Origin of the sequence: Halorussus limi, assembly GCF_023238205.1 — an archaeon.
In the GTDB taxonomy this organism is placed as follows: Archaea; Halobacteriota; Halobacteria; order Halobacteriales; family Haladaptataceae; genus Halorussus; species Halorussus limi.
On record NZ_CP096659.1, the window covers coordinates 2,492,345 to 2,509,724 of the forward strand.

The 17,380-nt window shown below is 68.0% G+C and carries 18 protein-coding genes; 11 read left to right on the top strand and 7 right to left on the bottom strand.

What is annotated here, in order from left to right; genetic code table 11:
* Window positions 1-29: 29 nt before the first annotated feature.
* The 5 genes from M0R89_RS12880 to M0R89_RS12900 all read left to right on the top strand — a co-directional run bounded on the left by M0R89_RS12880 (window position 30) and on the right by M0R89_RS12900 (window position 4,985).
* Complete coding sequence (locus M0R89_RS12880; RefSeq protein WP_248649490.1) at window positions 30-1,961, top strand: methyl-accepting chemotaxis protein; 1,932 nt, start codon at window positions 30-32, stop codon at window positions 1,959-1,961.
* Between the two features lie 3 nt (window positions 1,962-1,964).
* Window positions 1,965-2,471 carry a chemotaxis protein CheW gene (locus tag M0R89_RS12885; RefSeq protein WP_248649491.1) on the top strand — a complete coding sequence of 169 codons (507 nt, stop codon included), beginning with the start codon at window positions 1,965-1,967 and terminating at the stop codon, window positions 2,469-2,471.
* On the top strand, window positions 2,468-3,214 hold the full coding sequence (locus M0R89_RS12890; protein WP_248649492.1) for a chemotaxis protein CheC: 747 nt from the start codon (window positions 2,468-2,470) through the stop codon (window positions 3,212-3,214). Before M0R89_RS12885 ends, M0R89_RS12890 begins: the two co-directional genes overlap by 4 nt.
* Window positions 3,211-3,753, top strand: coding sequence for a chemotaxis protein CheD (locus tag M0R89_RS12895; RefSeq protein WP_248649493.1), 543 nt, complete (start codon window positions 3,211-3,213; stop codon window positions 3,751-3,753). Before M0R89_RS12890 ends, M0R89_RS12895 begins: the two co-directional genes overlap by 4 nt.
* 143 nt (window positions 3,754-3,896) lie before the next feature.
* Complete coding sequence (locus M0R89_RS12900; protein ID WP_248649494.1) at window positions 3,897-4,985, top strand: pyridoxal-phosphate-dependent aminotransferase family protein; 1,089 nt, start codon at window positions 3,897-3,899, stop codon at window positions 4,983-4,985.
* Window positions 4,986-5,156: 171 nt separating this feature from the next.
* On the opposite strand, the gene M0R89_RS12905 is transcribed toward M0R89_RS12900, so the two are convergent.
* From M0R89_RS12905 to M0R89_RS12915, 3 genes are all read right to left on the bottom strand, one after another.
* A complete protein-coding gene (locus M0R89_RS12905) occupies window positions 5,157-7,865 on the bottom strand; it encodes a bacterio-opsin activator domain-containing protein (RefSeq protein ID WP_248649495.1) in 2,709 nt (902 codons plus the stop codon).
* Between the two features lie 125 nt (window positions 7,866-7,990).
* Window positions 7,991-8,338, bottom strand: coding sequence for a DUF8159 domain-containing protein (locus tag M0R89_RS12910; RefSeq protein ID WP_248649496.1), 348 nt, complete (start codon window positions 8,336-8,338; stop codon window positions 7,991-7,993).
* A gap of 35 nt (window positions 8,339-8,373) precedes the next feature.
* Complete coding sequence (locus tag M0R89_RS12915; RefSeq protein ID WP_248649497.1) at window positions 8,374-8,595, bottom strand: hypothetical protein; 222 nt, start codon at window positions 8,593-8,595, stop codon at window positions 8,374-8,376.
* Between the two features lie 185 nt (window positions 8,596-8,780).
* On the opposite strand from M0R89_RS12915, the gene M0R89_RS12920 reads away from it, so the two are divergent.
* Window positions 8,781-9,155 (top strand): hypothetical protein, encoded by a 375-nt coding sequence (locus M0R89_RS12920; protein ID WP_248649498.1) that lies wholly within the window; start codon window positions 8,781-8,783, stop codon window positions 9,153-9,155.
* Window positions 9,156-9,168: 13 nt separating this feature from the next.
* Here the strand turns inward: M0R89_RS12920 and M0R89_RS12925 are convergent, their stop codons facing one another.
* Entirely contained in the window at window positions 9,169-10,329 is a 1,161-nt protein-coding gene (locus tag M0R89_RS12925) for an NAD(P)/FAD-dependent oxidoreductase (protein ID WP_248649499.1), read from the bottom strand.
* A gap of 398 nt (window positions 10,330-10,727) precedes the next feature.
* On the opposite strand from M0R89_RS12925, the gene M0R89_RS12930 reads away from it, so the two are divergent.
* Window positions 10,728-12,260, top strand: a complete 1,533-nt coding sequence (locus M0R89_RS12930) for an MEDS domain-containing protein (protein ID WP_248649500.1) — start codon at window positions 10,728-10,730, stop codon at window positions 12,258-12,260.
* Window positions 12,261-12,266: 6 nt separating this feature from the next.
* On the opposite strand, the gene mvaD is transcribed toward M0R89_RS12930, so the two are convergent.
* Together mvaD and M0R89_RS12940 are read right to left on the bottom strand one after the other, a co-directional pair.
* The gene (gene mvaD, locus M0R89_RS12935) at window positions 12,267-13,250 is read right to left on the bottom strand and encodes a phosphomevalonate decarboxylase MvaD (RefSeq protein ID WP_248649501.1); all 984 of its coding nucleotides are present in this window, start codon (window positions 13,248-13,250) and stop codon (window positions 12,267-12,269) included.
* An 86-nt stretch (window positions 13,251-13,336) separates the two neighbouring features.
* A complete protein-coding gene (locus M0R89_RS12940) occupies window positions 13,337-13,744 on the bottom strand; it encodes a DUF7979 domain-containing protein (RefSeq protein ID WP_248649502.1) in 408 nt (135 codons plus the stop codon).
* Between the two features lie 98 nt (window positions 13,745-13,842).
* Between M0R89_RS12940 and nth the strand changes: the two genes are divergently transcribed.
* Both nth and M0R89_RS12950 read left to right on the top strand, forming a co-directional pair.
* Entirely contained in the window at window positions 13,843-14,529 is a 687-nt protein-coding gene (nth, locus tag M0R89_RS12945) for an endonuclease III (protein WP_248649503.1), read from the top strand.
* Between the two features lie 75 nt (window positions 14,530-14,604).
* Window positions 14,605-15,060, top strand: a complete 456-nt coding sequence (locus M0R89_RS12950) for a DapH/DapD/GlmU-related protein (protein WP_248649504.1) — start codon at window positions 14,605-14,607, stop codon at window positions 15,058-15,060.
* Between the two features lie 17 nt (window positions 15,061-15,077).
* Here the strand turns inward: M0R89_RS12950 and M0R89_RS12955 are convergent, their stop codons facing one another.
* Entirely contained in the window at window positions 15,078-15,566 is a 489-nt protein-coding gene (locus tag M0R89_RS12955) for a DUF7321 family protein (protein WP_248649505.1), read from the bottom strand.
* Window positions 15,567-15,701: 135 nt separating this feature from the next.
* Between M0R89_RS12955 and M0R89_RS12960 the strand changes: the two genes are divergently transcribed.
* Window positions 15,702-16,637, top strand: coding sequence for a GAF domain-containing protein (locus M0R89_RS12960; RefSeq protein WP_248649506.1), 936 nt, complete (start codon window positions 15,702-15,704; stop codon window positions 16,635-16,637).
* Window positions 16,634-17,299, top strand: a complete 666-nt coding sequence (locus tag M0R89_RS12965; protein WP_248649507.1) for a DUF7504 family protein — start codon at window positions 16,634-16,636, stop codon at window positions 17,297-17,299. Before M0R89_RS12960 ends, M0R89_RS12965 begins: the two co-directional genes overlap by 4 nt.
* The last annotated feature ends 81 nt before the right edge of the window (window positions 17,300-17,380 follow it).

Below are 17,380 nucleotides of genomic sequence, written 5' to 3' on the forward strand. Positions count from 1 at the left end.
TATTACGCCGTGCTGATTGGGTTCTCTCAATGTCTAACTTTGCGCGCGCACTCGTCCCTGCTTTCGTCAGGCGACGGTACTCGTTGAAGTTCGGTCTGACGATGGTACTGGTCGGCGCGGCCGCGGCCGGGGGGTTGTACGCGAGCGGTCAGTTCGACCGAACTGTCGTCGGTGCGACGTTCGGCGGCGCACTCCTCGCCGGCGTCGTCGGAACCGCCGTCTCGTGGCGAACGAGTCGGTCGCTCGACCGACTCGTCGAGAGCGCCGAGCGCCGGGCCGACGGCGAAGACCCGTCCTTCGACTCGGCCCGCATCGACTCCGTGGGTCGGGTCGCCGACTCGATGGCCGACACTCACGAGACCTTGGTCGAACAGCACCGGGCCAGACTCGCGGCCGAGGACCTGAACGCCCACGTCGAGCAGAAGGCCGAGACGTACGGCGAAGTGATGCGCCGGTGCGCCGACGGCGACCTCGACGAGCGCATGGATCCCAGTTCCGAGAGCGAGGCGATGAACCGGGTCGCCACCGAGTTCAACGAGATGATTTCGGAGTTCGAGGAGACCGTGGACAACCTGACGCGGTTCGCCAACGAGGTGGCGACCTACAGCCAAGAGGTCACGCTCAGCACCGAGGAGGTCAGCGACGGGAGCGCCCGCGTCGTCGACTCCCTGCGGGACATCTCCGCGGAGGCCGAGACCCAGACCGACGACCTGCGGGCCGCCACCGAGCAGATGAACCGCCTCTCGACCGCGGTTCAGGAGGTCGCGGCATCGACCGACGAGGTGGCCTCCATCGCCGAGCGGACCGCCGAGACCGGCCGCGAGGGCCGGGCGGCCGCCACCGACGCGGTCGAGGGCATGAACGACATCGAGAGCGAGTCAGAGGACACCGTCGAGGCCATCGAGAGCCTCGAAGCCGAGGTCCAGCAGGTGGACGAACTCATCGACTTCATCTCCGAAATCGCCGAGCAGACCAACATGCTCGCGCTCAACGCCCACATCGAGGCCTCGCGGGCGGGCGAGCAGGGCGCCGGCTTCGCGGCCGTGGCGAACGAAATCAAGGAACTCGCCGAGCGCACCAAGGAGGCGGCGGCCGACATCGAACAGCGCCTCAACGGGATTCGGGACCAGACCGACCGGACGGTCGACGAGGTCCGGGACACCAGCGAGCGCATCGCCCAGCAGACCGACTCCGTCGAGAACGCCGCCGAGGCGCTCGCGGACATCGCGGGCTACGCCCAAGAGACCAACGCCGGCGTCCAAGAGATTTCCGACGCGACCCAAGAGCAGGCCGACTCCACGAAGGAGGCCCTCGACATGGTCGAGGAGGCCGCCGCGGTCAGCGAGGGCATCACCGACGAGGCGACGACGGTCGCGGCCTCCGCGGAGTCCCAGACGATGGCGCTCTCGCAGGTCTCCGACAGCGCGAGCGACCTCGCCCGGCAGGCGACTCGACTCAGCAACGCTCTCGACTCGTTCGACACCGACGAGGCGATGGTCGGCGACGAGGCCGACGACGCGGAACCCGAGGCGAGCAACGATGCGGAACCCGAGGCTACCGACGACGCAGCGACCGAGGAACGCGACGAGGTAGAAGTCGCGTCCGAGGACGCGAAGCCTGAAGCAAGCGACGATGCGGAAACCGAGGCCGACGGCGACGCCGACTTCGAGGACGGCGACGCCGACGCCGTTCACCCCGACGACCGCGACACCGAGTCGGTGGCGGTCTCCTCGACGGCGGACGACGCGGACGCACTGCCGGAAGACGAAGAAGCGGACCCGCTGGTCGAAGACGCGGAAGCGGACCCGTCGGCCGAAGATGCCGAGGGCGCGGGGACCGACCCGCTGGTCGAAGACGCCGACGCCGAGACGCCCGAGACCGACGGCGGCGAACCGGCGGACCTCGACGACCCGACGGACGGCGACGAACCGACCGACGCCGCGGAGGACGAGGAGGTCTGACGGATGAGCGGCGACATCAGCGCGGCGACGCCGCCCGAGACCACCGAGAACCGACGCGAGTGGGTCGAGTTCGTCCGATTCCCGCTCGGCGGGCGTGCCTACGGACTGGAACTCGGCCGGGTCGAGCAGATAGTCTCCGACCCCGACGTGACGCCGGTTCCCCAGACCGGTCCGGCCATCGCGGGCGTGACCAACCTCGGGAGCGAACTGCCGGTCGTCGTGGACGCCGGCGCCCTGCTGGGTCTCGCGGACGGAGCGCCGGCCGACGAGGCGACGCTCCTCCTGCTGGACCGGGGCGACGCCCGGCCGACCGGCCTGCTGGTCGAGGAGGTGACGGGCATCGACGCCCACCACGTCGATACCGTCGCGGTGCCCCACGAGGCCGCGTGGGACCCGCCGGTCGGACGGCGGTGGTTCCGGGCCGTGGTCGAGGCGTCCGAGCGCACCGACGAGCCAATCGGGGTCCTCGACCTCGACGTTCTCGTCGCCAACGCGAGGGATCAATCGTGACGCCCGAAAACGACGCCGCCGAGCAGACCGACCGGGCGGACGAGGAGACGGGCGCGAGCGACCGCTCGGGCGACCAGCGAGCGCCAGCGGACGACCGCGAGTCGACGGCCGACCCCGACCCGGCGGCGAGCGCCGACGAGCCGTCGATTCCGCTCGAAACGCTGGCGGTGCTGAACTGGTTGGGCGACGAGGGCGTCAGCGGGGTCGAGTCCCGACTCAACGACGTGCTGGACGACGACCTGTCAGTGACGACCGAGCAGGTCAAAATCGGCTACGCCGACCAAGCGACCGTCGCCAGCCAGTTCCGGGGCGAGGACCGCGCCGGGGCGCGGGTCCTGCTGAGCAAGCCGCTGGTCGGGAACGTGCTGGTCGTGTTCCCGATGGACAGCGCGAACAAGGCCGCGGCGCTGATGCTCCAGCGGGCGGTCGAGGACCTCTCGTCGGTCTCGACCGAGATGGGCCGGGACGCGCTGACCGAACTCTGCAACATGATGGCCAACGGGTTCGTCGACGAGTGGGCCACGCTGTTCGAGACGACCATCGACACGGGGTCGCCGGTCCCGGTGCAGGACCCCGAGCGGACCCTCGTCGCGCGCATCCTCAAGCAGTACGGGGTCGGCCTGTTCATCCGGTCGCGGCTACGAATCCCCAGACACGACGTGGACGCGGCGATATACATGTTCCCCGGCAAGCAGGAGTTCGTCACGAAGCTCTCGGCGGTCGACCTCGAGGTGATAGAGTGAAGACGTACGAGTCGAACCCCGACGACCCCGACCGCGAGCGCCGGTTCGTCGGCGTCTCGGAGTACGAGGTCGTGGGCGACGGGTCGACGCTCGCGGCCTACGGTCTCGGCGCGTGCGTCGGCCTCGCGGTCTACGACCCCGAGAACGCGGTCGGCGGCCTCGCCCACGCGATGCTCCCCCGCCAGTCGGAGGGCGACGGCACCAGCGAGGGCAAGTACGTCGACGCCGCGGTCGAGACGATGCTCCGCGAAGCGGTCTCGGCGGGCGCGAGTTACGGGGCGCTGGAGGGGTACGTCGTCGGCGGGAGCGACCTGCTCGACCTCCGGGAACTCCCCCGGGAGGTCAGCGACGACAACGTCGCGACCGCCCGCGAGGCGTTCGCGGAACTCGACGTGCCGGTCGAGGGCGCGGACGTGGGCGGCGGCCGCGGCCGGACCGTGGAGTTCGACACCGGGACGGGCCGCATCGCGGTCCTGACCGCGTACGACCCCGAACCGATTCTGCTCCGCGTGGGCGAGGACGACGAAGACGGGTCGTAGATAACTCTGTACCCTTTTGAGCAACGAAAATCTGTCTTTTCCGCGTCTCTATAACCCTCTGCGTTCGCGGCGGTTGTCGGAGGTTTTCCCGACCTCTCCGAGCAAACGACGCTTCTTTACCCGACCCGGTGCCACACACTCACATGACCCAACGCGACGAACTGCTGATGACGCCCGGCCCGACCGCCGTCCCGCCGGACGTGCTGGACGCGATGGCTCGCCCGCCGGTCAACCCCGACGTGCAGGCCGAGTTCTCGCCGTTCTACCGCGACCTGCTCGACAAACTGGCGCGGGTCTACGACACCGACGACGACGTGTTGGTGCTGAGCGGCGAGGGGATGCTCGGACTGGAGGCCAGCGTCGCCTCGCTGGTCGCGCCCGGCGACGAGGTGCTGTGTCTCGCCAACGGCATCTTCGGCGAGGGGTTCGCGGACTTCGTGGAGATGCAGGACGGCGACCCCGTGGTCCACGACGCGCCCGCCGACGCCGGATTCGACCCGGAAGCGGTGAAGGAACTGGTCGAGGACCGCGACTTCGCGGTGGCGACGATGGTCCACTGCGAGACGCCGACCGGCGTCCTGAACGACCTCGGCGAGGTTCTGGGCGTCCTACAGGACGCGGGCGTCCTGACCGTCGTGGACGCCGTCTCGTCGCTCGGCGGGACGCCGGTCCCGACCGACCGCATCGACGTGTGTCTGGGCGCGTCCCAGAAGTGCTTCAGTTCCCCCGCGGGTCTCACCACGCTGTCGGTCAGCGACGCGGCGTGGTCGAAGGTCGAGGAGACCGAACAGAACAGCTTCTACGCCAGTCTCGAACCGTGGCGGGACGCCGACATCCCGGAGGACGCGCCGCCGCACCTGCCGTACACCCACGCGGTGTCGAACCTCTACGCGCTGGACGCCTCGCTCGACCGACTGCTGGACGAGGGTCTGGGGGAAGTCTACGACCGCCACGAGGCGGTCGCCGCGCAGTGCCGCGAGCGCGGCCGGGACCTCGGACTCGAACCGTTCGCGGAGTCGGACGCGCTCTGCTCGCCGACCGTGACCGCGTTCCGGACGGAGAGTCGGGCCGGCGAACTGCAGGAGCGACTGGCGGACGACCGCGGCGTCGTCGTGGCGACCGGTCTCGGCGACCTCGCGGACGACGTGCTCCGGGTCGGGCACATGGGGTACAACGCCGACCCGGACCGCGTCGAGCGCACGATGGACGCGCTGGCCGACGTTCTCGACTGAGTTCGCGCGACCGGGCGGTCGCTACTCCCCGGCGACCGTCGGCGTGCGAGGCCACCGCTCGCCGACCGCGGAGCGCTTCCGGGTTCCGGTTCGCCGGGAGAGGGAGACATTCGTACGCCAGCCGTTCACTACAGACGGGAGTAACCCCGTTGCCTAATCAGCGAGGTTGCGTCACCGGATACTAGTGGCTGGCTGCTCGAACAGCGCGCCCAGAAGCTTGTTCTCGGCCAGACGGACGTGCTGGTGGAAGGTCGCGTCGGCCACGCCGAGCGATTCGGCGACGTCCTGGGCGCTGCTCTCGCGGGGCCACTCGAAGAACCCGGCGAAGTAGGCCGTCTCCAGCGCGGTGCGCTGGCGGTCGGTCATCTCGTCGGTCAGCACCTCGTCGAGTCGCCGGAGCGACTCGCTCGTCCGCGAGACCTGCCGCCGGGTGACGACTTCGACCGTGGGGTAGGCGTCCCGGACGCGTTCGACCACGCTCCGGACGTCGACGGTCGGCGGGAAGTGGAGGGTCATGTGGTAGTCGCCGCCCTCGATGGACGCGCTCTCGATGTAGCCGCCCGCGGACGCGACCATCGAGACGACCGGCGGTTCGGTGAGGCGGGCCTCGAAGGTGGTCGTTCCGAACTGTTCGCGGACGGGCGTCACCTCCTCCCAGTACGGAAGTTGCTCGGGCAACGCCGTCAGCGTCTCTATCGCGTCGTTGGTCGCGGTGCCGTACTCGATGAAGACGTCGTCGCCGACCGGGACCGCCCGGTCGAACGAGATGGTGCCCTCGCTCTCGGGGAGGCCCACCGACTCGAACACGTCCCGGATGCGGAACTCCAACTCGACCATCTCGTCGCTCATCAGCGCCCGCTTGCGCTCGATGCTGGCGATGGCGTGGCCGACCACCTCGCCGAGTTGCCGGACCACCCGCCGCTCGTCGCCCTCGAACGCGCCGACGCGGTCGGCGTAGACGTTCAGCACGCCGTACAGCGTGTCCTCGTACGTGACCGGAATCGCGGCCGACGACCGGAAGCCGTGGACCCGAGCGTGGTCGCGCCACGACTCGTAGTCGGGGTCCTCGAACACGTCGCCCGTGACCTGCATCTCCTCGGTCCGGACCGCCCGACCTGTCGGGCCTCTGGCGGTCGCGTCGTCTGGGTCTATCGAAATCTCCACGCCGTCGAGGTAGTTCTCGACGCCCGCCTCGGCGGTGAGTTCGACGGTCTCCGACTGGGTGTCCACCGTGCCGAACCACGCGAACTCGTAGGACTCGGCGTCGGCGAGTCGGTCGCAGACGACCTGCTCGACCTGCTCGCGGGTGGACTGCTGGACCAGCGCCTCGTTGATGTCGCGGACGACCGCGTTCAGGTTGTTGAGCGCGGTCAACTGCTCGCGGTGGCGCACGAGTTGGGTCTCGCGGGCGACCCGGTCGTAGGCCGCCTCGGCGTTCGCGGCCAGCAGTTCGACCAACTGGCGGGTCCGGTGGTCGAACTCGCCGGGTTCGCGCGACCCGACGACGAGGACGCCGTGGTCGCCCATCGGCACGAACGACCCGGCGCGCATCCGGGTGCCGTCGGGGTCCACGCCCAAGTTCGGCGCGTCGAGGACGTCGTCGTGGTGGACCGGGTCGCCGCCGACGAACGCGCTCCCGGTGATGGTACTGTCGTCGGCCGAGACATCGGGAAACTCGTCTCGCATGAAGTCGGCCTCGACCGACCGCTCGGCGGGCCGGAGTCGGCCGTCGGCGGCGTCGTGGCGGTAGACGATGACGCCCGGCAGGTCGAGGACGTCGGTGGCGGCGTTCGCCGCGATTTCGCCGACCTCCTCGCGGGACTTCGCGCCGAGCAACTCCCGACTGGAGTCGTGGAGCGACTTCAGGGTCTCCTCGAACCGCTTGCGGTCGGAGACGTCCCGAGTGACGCCGGTCCACGCGTACCTGTCGTCGGGACCGTACGGCCCGAACCTGCTCTCGACCGGAATCGTCTCGCCGTCCTTCCGCCGGAGGTCGAACTCCAGCGTGGCCCCCTCGGGGTCGCTCGTCGCCACCGTCGAACTCGACTCCGCTGCGACTTCGTTGACCGACTCCCCGTGGACGAGGTGAATCGGCCGACCGAGCAGTTCCTCTCGGTCGTACCCCGTCATGTCGAGGAACCGCCGGTTGGCCATCACGAACCGCTCGTCCTCGTCTAGCGCGTAGACGCCGTCCCAGAGGGTCTCGACCACCGTCTCGTAGCGTTCGAGTTCGCGCTCGCGCTCCTTGCGCTCGGTCACGTCCCGGAAATACACCGACAGGCCCGTGTCGGAGGGGTAGACGTGAGCCTCGAACCACCGGTCGAGCGGTTCGTGAAACTCCTCGAAGGTGGCCGACTCTTGGGTCTCCAACGCCTCTTGGAAGAGTCGCTCGGAGTGCACTCCCGGTTCCAACTCGTCGTGGATGGGGCGGCCGAGGAGGTCGGTCGCCGCCACGTCGAGCAGGGACTCGGCGCGTTCGTTGACGTAGGTGACGCGCAGGTCGTCGTCGAGCGCGAGGAACGCGTCGTCGATGCGCTCGAACAACTCGTCGAGTTCGCGGCGCAGGTCCTCGCGCTGGCGTTCGAGTCGGCGGACCTGCTCTCTGAGTCGGGTCGCGTCGTCTACGGACGCGTCGTCTTCGGCCGCGTCGTCGCTCCCACCGTCTGTCGGGTCCGGGGGCCGCCACCAGACCCGGCCGCGCGCGCCGACCTTCTTGGTTTCGAGGTCGCCACTCTCGGCGAGTCGTTCGAGGCGGTTGTAGGCGGTCCGGCGCGAACAGTCGAGTTCGTCGGCGACTTCGCTCGTCGTGTACGGCGTCGAAGGGGAGTCCGCACGGTCGAAGACCGCGAGGGTGTCTGCGAGGGAGTCCGCGGCGTCCATACCCGTCTGTCAGACGCCGACGGAAGATAAGTTGTTCCGTCAACGGAAACGCTTCAATTCGGACGAGTTTCCGGATGGATGCGTCGCGGAACCGACGGTACCGATTCCCGACGCTCCGGCCGTCCTCACGCTTCCTCGATGGTGTCGATGACGCGCTGAGAGAGGTCCACGTCCGAGAGGTCGCCGCGCGCGTGAGCGGCCAACCACTCGGCGTCGGCCCGCCACGCGCCGCGGGGGTCCTCCTCGATGCTCGACACGTCGGCGCGCACGTCGATGGGGTCCCATCCCTCGTCTTGGAGCGCCAGCAGGCGGTTGAGGACCCGGCCGACCTCGCGGTGGGGCACGCCCTCGCCGGACGAGGCCGTCTCGTACTCGATGCGGAGCGTCGCGTCGTCGGTCGCGAGGTCGGTGACGTAGACGCCGTGGCTCATCAGTCGCTGTTCGAGTCGCTCGCGCAGGTCCGAGTCGTCCATACGGGGTGGTAGGCGCGAAGCGGGAAAACGTCTCGCTACCAGAAGCCGTGGGAGTCCCGCGGTGCCACGCAGGAGCAGGTCACGGTCGGGTCGAGTACGTCGTCGACCGGGAGTGATTCGCCGCATTCCGTACAGACGATGGTCGTGCCCTCGCTGCGCCGGTACCGGCGCAGTGCGTGGGCACCGATGACGGCTCCGGCGGCGAGGCCGACCGCCCCCGCCAGCGCCTTGTCTACGAACGCAGTTTCGCGTGCCATGCGCTCCCGAGGTTGGCCCACAACCTTAAACCCATTGACGCCGGACGACCAACGGAATCCTTTCGTGTCAGTATGATTAGCGGATTTTGACACCGTCGGACCCGACGCGCTCTCCGGTCTGACCCCGAGCGCGCTCTCGAGCGATGGACACCACTTATAAAAGTCCGGTCGATACAGTTACGTACATGGTAGGGTTCCTGAACTTCGTCATCGGGTTCGTCGTGAGCCTCCTCATCGGAGCGTTCGGCATCTACGTCGGCGCGCGCGTCATCGCCGACCGAAACGACTACGAGTACGCCGTCCTGACCGCGCTAGTCGGCGCGTTCGTCTGGTGGCTCATCACGGGGCTGTTCGGCATAATTCCGTTCGCCGGAGAGTTCATCGGCGCGGTCCTCGGTCTCGTCGCGTGGGTGTACGTCATCAACGCGCGGTATCCCGGCGGTTGGGGCAGCGCCATCGGTATCGGCGTAGTCGCGTGGCTCGCGGTCTGGGTCGTTCTCGTCGTCCTCGAAAGCCTCGAAATCATCGCGTCCGGCGCGCTCGGCGTCCCTTGGCTCTGAGCGCCCCGGCCGATTACCGCTCGTACCCTAGTTCTTCGCCGACCAAATCTGCGGCGTTGCGTATCGCACCCACCGACGAGAGGTAGCCGGCGCCGACGGTGGTCTTGAGCGCCTTCGCGGCCCGGCCCGTGAGGACGGTCGGCCCGACTTGAGCCACCGCGCCGTCGCCGACCGAGACCAGCCACCCCGGCGAGTCGAACGCGAACGGGTCGAGTCGCGGTTCGAACATGTCGTCGCCCTCCCGGTCGTACTCCACGAGTTTGGCGACGTTCTCGGCCACGGAGCGGGCCTCCCGGACCGCGGCCTGCGCGCTCGCCGGGACCGGTTCGCCGTCGGCGTCCACCACGCGGGCGGCGTCGCCCACGACGAAGGTGCCGTCGCCGAGTCGCAGGGTGTTCTTCACCGCGGGGCGCTCGCCGTCGAGCGCGTCGGGACCGCGGATGCCTCCGGTCCAGACGAACTGGTCGTAGTCGAGTCGCTCGCCGGTTTCGAGTTCGATGGAGTCGTCGTCCGCGGAAGCGACCCCGGTTCCGGTCCGAATCTCCACGTCGCGGGCTTCGAGTTGGTCGCGGACCGCGGCCCGGAAGTTCTCGGGGAACGCGGGCGCGACTTCGTCCAACTGTTCGAGCAGGGTGATGGTGACCGACTCGCTGGCGTCCTCCTCCCGGGCGAACGCCGCGAGTTCGCCCGCCACCTGCACGCCCGACAGGCCCGCGCCGCCGACGACGACGCGGGCGGGGTCGTCCGGACGACCGGCCGACAGCGCGTCGAGGAACTCCTCGCGAATCCGCTCGGCATCGTCCAGCGTCTTGAGCGGCGCGGCGTGGTCCTCGACGCCCGGCAGGTCGTAGAAGGCGGTCTCGGCCCCGAGACAGACCCCGGCGTAGTCGTAGTCGATTCGCTCGCCCGACGCTAGCGTGACGACGCCCGCGTCCGGGTCCACGTCGACGACCTCGGCCCGTCTGACCCCGGCGCGGTCCAGCACTTCGTCCAACTCGACCACGATGTCGTCGGCCAGCGAGGGGCGGCGAATCACGCGGTGGACCTCGTGTTGGACGAGGTGGCGGCCGGTCCGCTCGACCACCAGAATCTCCACGTCGTCGGGGACGGTGCGCTCCAGTTTTCGGGCGAGGGTCAGTCCGGCGTAGCCCGCGCCGAGGACAGCGATTCGCATTCGTCGGGGGTACGGAGCGTGCGGGTATAGAAGTGAGGGAGGCCGACGTGGGACGGACGAGCGACGGAAAGCGCAGAGAGAACGGTCAGAGGGGAGGATGGACGAAAGCGGTGAGAGGAGGAGTAGACAGGCGGGCACAGAACGCGGGCGGACCGGAGACCGCCAGACCGCGGTTCGGTCCGAGTAGGACAGATAACGGTCGGCATTTAAGTGAACTCGACGACAACGTGTGGTCACGACTCGGGGGTCGCAGGAATCGGTCCGCGGTTCGACGGGGACGGGGAAGGGAGTTCACTGACGCGAGTCGTCGGCCGTCGTCTGTATCTCGGCCAGCGTCTCGTAGAGTTGCTGACTCGTCGAGGAACGCCGTCGCCCTCCTCCGAGACCACTTGACCATCATGAGCCACAACCCAGTACACACCGACCGGCGAAGCGACCGGACGACGCTCGGCCTCGAAAGCGGACTCGAAGCCCTACGCGAGAGCCCCGCGTTCCGGGGTCCCGTCGAACCCCTCGACGGTCACGACTCGAACGACCACCTCGCGCTCGTCTACGAGACCCGCGAAGAGCAGTTCGCGGCCGCGGTGCCGTTCGTCGAGCAGGGACTCGACCGGAACGAGCGGTGTCTCTACATCGCCGACGAGAACTCCGAGACGGAGGTTCTCGACGCGATGCGGAACGCCGACGTGAACGTGGACGACGCGCTGGAGTCCGGCGCGCTGACGCTCCACACCAAGCAGGACACGTACTGTCGGGGCGGTTCGTTCGACCCCGAGAACATGCTGGCGTTTCTGGAGGCCGCCATCGAGGAGGCCACCGAGGAGTACGAGGCGCTCCGAATCGCGGGCGAGATGACGTGGATATTCGGCGACGACCCGCAGATAGAGGACCTCGTGGAGTACGAGGGCCGACTCAACCACCTGTTGCCCGACGAGGACTCCATCGCGCTCTGTCAGTACAACCGCAACCGCTTCCCGGCCGAGGTGCTTCGGGACATCGTTCGGACGCACCCCCACCTCGTCTACGACAACACGGTGTCGCACAACGCCTACTACACGCCGCCCGAGGAGTTCTTCGGACCGGACCGACCCGCCCGGGAGGTCGAGCGCATGCTGAAGTCGCTCCGCGACCGGACCATCGCCACCGAGAAACTCAGTCGGCGCGAGCGCGAACTGAAGCGCCAGAACGACCGACTGGAATCGTTCGCGAGCATGCTGGCTCACGAACTCCGGAACCCGCTCTCCATCGCTCAAATATACCTCGAACAGGCGGTGACCGACGACGGCGACGCCGCCGAGGAGGTGGCGACCGCGCTCGACCGCATCGAGGAGATGATAGACGTGCTGCTCGTCACCGCGCGGACGAGCGAGGCGGACATCGACTACGAGGCGGTGGACCTCTCGGAGGCCGCCGCCGACGCGTGGGCGGACCTCTCGCCCGAAGGGGCGACGCTCCGGGTCGAGACCGACCGGACGATTCAGGTGGACCCGGTCCACTGCTGGCACCTGCTGGAGAACCTGTTCAGCAACGCCGTCGAACACGGGTCGACGACCCCTCGCTCGAAGTCTCGCGAGGACGCCGGCGAACACGGCGCCGCGAACAGTCGTCCGGCGAACGCCACCGCCGAGCGCGCGACCGAGAACGAGCAACTCTCGGCCGACGGCGGCCTGCGGGGCGACGACGCGACGCTGACGGTCAGCATCGGCAGCCTCGAAGAGGGGTTCTACGTCGCCGACGACGGAAGCGGCATCCCGGAGGGTGAGCGCGCGACCATCTTCGACGCCGGACACAGCACCGAGGCCGACGGAATCGGACTGGGCCTCACGTTCGTCGCGCGCCTCGTGGAGACGTACGGCTGGGACTGCGACGTGACCGAGAGCGAGGCGGGCGGCGCGCGCTTCGAGTTCCGAAACGTGGAAACCGGCGCGTAGGACGGCTCAGAACAGGGCTTCGCTCTCGTCCAGAACCTCGGCCGGACCGCCGACCTCCCAGACCATCGTCTCGACGCCGCAGTCGGCGACGACCTCTTCGACGCGCTCGACGTACTCGTCGGTCGTGTTGACGTAGACGCTCGCGCCCGTGTCGGTCGAGAAGTAGACCGGCACGTCCTCCTCCTCGCGGAGTTCGCGGACGGCGTCGAAGATTTCTAAGGTGGCGGGCTTCCAGTAGACCCATCCCGCGGGACCGGTCATCGTGGTCGCGGCCAGCGATAGCGAGTCGTGTTCGGCGGTCTCGAAGACCCGGTGGAAGTCGCCCTCGCGGAGCGCGTCGCGCATCTCGGCCAACTGGTCGTGGAGGTGGGCGAGTCGCGCCTCGAACATGTGGCTGTCGGCGGCCTCGCGGTGTGCGTGTTCGGTCTCCTTGTAGGCGGGGACGAGACCCGCCACGATGCGCAGGTCGTCTTCGAGCGGCGAGTCGAGGCGCTCGGACCGACAGTCCTCGTCGTTGAGTCCGGCGTGGAGGTCGGAGAAGCCGCCGGTCACGGCGCGGGCGGCCGACGAGGAGCCCCGGCGCGCGATGGTCGAGATTTCGGGTCGGGAGAGTCCGAGGTCAGCGGCCTCGGCCAGCGCCGTCGCGGCCGCGGCGAACCCCGACGACGAGGAGCCGAGTCCCACGTTCGACGGGAAGGAGTTCTCGCTCTCCAGTCGGACCGGGTACTCGGCGTGGTCGGCGTCGGCGAGGTCCCGCACGCGCGAGACGACGTTCGACACCCGGTCGGCCTCGTGGTCGGCCAACTCCTCGCCGCCGACGACGAAGGTGTCCGAGTCGAGGTCCGGGTCGAACTCGACGGTGGTCTTGGTGTGACTCGGCGCGGTGCAGACGCTGATGGAGTCGTGGTAGGGGAGACGGAGTTCTTCGTCGCGCATCCCGTGGTATTTGACGAGTCCCTGAATGGGGTGGGCTTTCGCGGTCGCCTTCATGCTTTGACGGGGGAGCGATGTCCGTTTAAATTCCCCGGAACCGACCCCAACCGCGGACGGGTCGGACGTGTCGACGGCGCGTCGTGTTACTCCGTCCTGTATCTCCAGATTCCCGCAGACGCCAACAGGAGCAGACCGACCGCAAGCGGTGTCGTGCGAACGACGTTGTGGAGTAGAGGCGAACACCCGTCGTTCACCATCCCGAGAACCAAGTACGAGTCGCCTCGATACCTGACCCACGTCGGTCGTTCGAAGTGGAGTTCGGCGACGGCTACCTCGTCGCCTGCGCTCAGTGCTTTCCGAAATCCCGCCTTCTGCTCGTCGGTCAAATTCTCGAACTCCGTCGTCGGTGCGTCCGCGTAACCGCTCGCATCGTCGCTGACGGACAGATAATAGGTGGAACAACCGCCCGAGTCGACGAAGAAGTACGCTCCGTATCCCGTCAACGCGACGCCGACGAGGGTGACCGCGGCGATGACAGCAGTTCTGTTCACACTCTTGACCGGAACTAAAATCCGTATAGGTTTTGTGGAAGTCGGCGTCGTCGCTCGAACCCGAATAGCTCAAACCCCTTCCGCCCCACGCTTCCCGCATGGGAGAGCCACTCGACACGCGCGAAGCGCAGGCCGAGGAGGTCATCGGCCGCCTCTACGACGAGTATCCAGACTCCACCATCTCGCTCAACTTCTCGAACCGCCTCGAACTCCTCATCGCGGTCATGCTCTCGGCGCAGTGTACCGACGAGCGCGTGAACGAGGAGACCGAACATCTCTTCGAGAAGTACGAGACCGTCGAGGACTACGCCGAGGCCGACGAGGACGAACTCTCGGAGGAACTCGGCTCCATCACCTACCACAACAGCAAGGCCGACTACATCAAGTCGTCCGCCCGGACCATCATCGACGAGTACGACGGCGAGGTTCCCGACACGATGGAGGGACTGACCGACCTGAAGGGCGTCGGCCGCAAGACCGCCAACGTCGTCCTCCAGCACGGCTACGACATCGTCGAGGGCGTCGTCGTGGACACCCACGTCCAGCGCATCTCCCGCCGACTCGGTATCACGGAGGACGAGCGACCGGAGGACATCGAGCAGGACCTGATGGGAATCGTCCCCGAGGAACACTGGCAGCAGTACACCCACCTGTTCATCAGTCACGGCCGAGCGACCTGCACCGCCCGGAACCCCGACTGCTCGGACTGCGTCGTGGAGGACCTCTGTCCGTCCTCGAAACTCGACCACGACGTGGACTTGGCCAGCGGCGAGACGTGGAACTGACCGCCCGCGGAGCTGTTTCTGCTAGCTCATTGTCAACTCCGGTGGATTGATTACCGTCGCCGTTCGCGCTCCGCTATGACGATAGACGAGACGGCGTCGATAGTAGACTCGACGCTCGGCGAGGTCGAACTCCGAGAGTACGTTACCGTCCACGACTCCGAACTCGCCGACGGCGTGCGAGTGTACGAGCGGACCTCCGTCAAGAAGTCGGTGTTCGACGGCCCGACGGTCGTCAACGCGAACTGCTACGTCGAGAACGCGAGACTCGGCGAGCGCGTCCAAGTCGGCCCGAACGCCTCCATCGTCGGCGTCACGCACGACCTCACCGACACCGGGATGGAGTTCGGGAACGACCGGTTCGAGGAAATCGTCGTGGAAGACGGCGCGTTCGTGGGGGCCGGTGCGGTCGTCCTTCCCGGCGTCACCGTCGGGGAAAACGCCGTCGTCGGAGCGGGGACGACGGTCTCGACGGACGTGCCGAGCGAGTGCGTCGTGCGGGCGGAATCGAACACGCGGACCCGAGAACTCTGAGCGGCGGTGAACTCGGTTCAGTACAACACGTAGTCGATGAAGAACCGGACCATCCCGATTAGCCACGCCAGCATCCAGAAGAGGACGTAGCCAGCGACGCCGACGCGGAGTCGGCCGCGCCACGCGCCCATGTTCTCGTGGAGTTCGCCGATGTCCACGTCGCGGTCGGCCGCGTCGCTGTCGTACAGGTCGTGCTGGTGTTTGACCTGAAAGATGCGGACGATGCCCGTCATCGCGACGAGCAACATCGCGTAGGCCTGGAGGCCGAGAAAGGCGTGGAGGGCCGCGAACCCGCCGAACTGGTCGAAGAACCGCGGGAGCATCCACGTCACCAACGGCACTGTCGTCAGCAGGAGTCCGACCGTGATGAACTTGAGGTGGTGCATCAACACGTCCCACGTGACCACCTCCTGATTGAGGATGTACCACGCCCCGTAGAGGTAGAACGGAAAGCTGGCAGTGACGACGAGGGCGACTCCGGCCGCAACCAACGTCTCGCTGGCCATGCGCGGCGGTTAGGAGCGCTGGCGGTTAAGGGGTGCGAAACCTGACTCGCGCAATCCGCCCGGACGGGGAGCGCCGCCACAGCGGGTAGCAACCTTAATCAGTTCGACGTACCAGGGTCGGGACGAACTATCTCAATGTCCGGACTCACTATCGTCTGCGTGGACCCCGACGAGTCGGCGCGCGAGGAGACGCTCGCCCAACTGCGGGACGCGGGCGACGCCCCGACGCTGGTCACGGCCGAGTCGCTCGCGGCGGCCGAGGAACGGGTGCGCGACCGGGACGTCGACTGCGTCGTGACCGAACACGACCTTCCCGACGGAACCGGCCTCGAACTCGCCGCGCGCGTCCGGGACTTCCGGCCGAGCGTCGGGTGCGTCCTCTACACCGCGGCCGACCGCGAGCAGTTGGCGACCGACGAGTTCGGCGACCCGGTCGCGGAGTACGTCGCCAAGGACGCGCCGAACGCGGCCGAGCAGTTGCGGAACGTCGTGGCGTTCACCGGGTCGTTCCGGACCCAGACGGCGTATCCGCTCCCCCAGAACGAGACCGACCGACTCGCCGCGCTCGAGGCCTACGAACTCGACCCCGAGACGCTACAGGACGACGTCGAACGGATTACCGACCTCGCGGCCCGGCACCTCGACGTGCCGATGGCGTCCGTCAACCTGATAAAGGAACACAGTCAGGAGTTTCTGGTCTGTCACGGCGCGAACTGGACGCCGACGAACCGCGAGGACTCCATCTGCACCTACGCCATCGTCGAGGACGGGCCGGTCGCCGTGGTCGAAGACGTGAAGGAGGACCCGCGGTTCGCGGAGAACCGGACGCTCGACGACCTCGGAATCCGGTCGTACGCCGGCGCGGACCTGCGGACCTCGGACGGACTGGCCATCGGGACGCTCTGTGCCTACGGCGAGGAGCCACGAACCTTCTCGGAGAGCGACCGGGAGTTCCTCGCCACGCTGGCCGACGTGACGATGACCGTCCTCGAACTCCACCACGAGGTGACGCAGTTACAGCGCGACCCCGCCGACCTGCCGGAGCGAGACGCCGGGAGTGGTCGCCGGTGAGCGAACGACGCGCCCGACCGTACGAGTTCGCCGACGACCTGCCGCTCGGGAGCATCGAACCCGGTACGAACCTGCTCGTCGCGGGACCCGCGATGGGCGGCGCGCGGCGACTCGCGCTCCGCCTCGTCGCCGAGGGGAACGACCGCGGGGAGGGGATGGTCCTCGTCTCGACCGACAAGGCGAGCGGGAAACTGCTCTCCGAGTGCGACGGCCTCTGTACCGACCTCGGACGCTCGCCGCTCGGCGTCGTGGACTGCGTGAGCAGGGGGTCGGGGAGTGGCCGGTTCGCCGACAGGGTCGAGACGGTGTCGAGTCCGGGCGACCTGACCGGCATCGGCATCGAGTTCTCGGGGCTCTACCAGAACATCCATCGGGCGGGCACCGAGCGCGTTCGCGCGGGCCTGTACTCCGTCTCGACGCTGTTGATGTACGCCGACTTTCAGACCGTCTCGCGGTTCGTACACACCGTCAGCGGGCGCATCGCGGCGACCGACGGCCTCGGCGTGTTCTTCATCGACCCGGCCACGCAGGACCAGAAGGTCGTCAGCACCGTGACCCAACTCTGCGACGCCAGAGTCGACGTTCGGGAGCGCGACGACGGGGGCAGCGAACTCCGAGTTCGGGGCCTGCGCGACCAACCGCGCGAGTGGACGCCGTTCTGACTTTTCACGCCAATCGACGCCGTTCGGACCGGTCTCGACCGACCGCGCGCCGAGACTACGTCGCGGCGCTTATACCGCTAC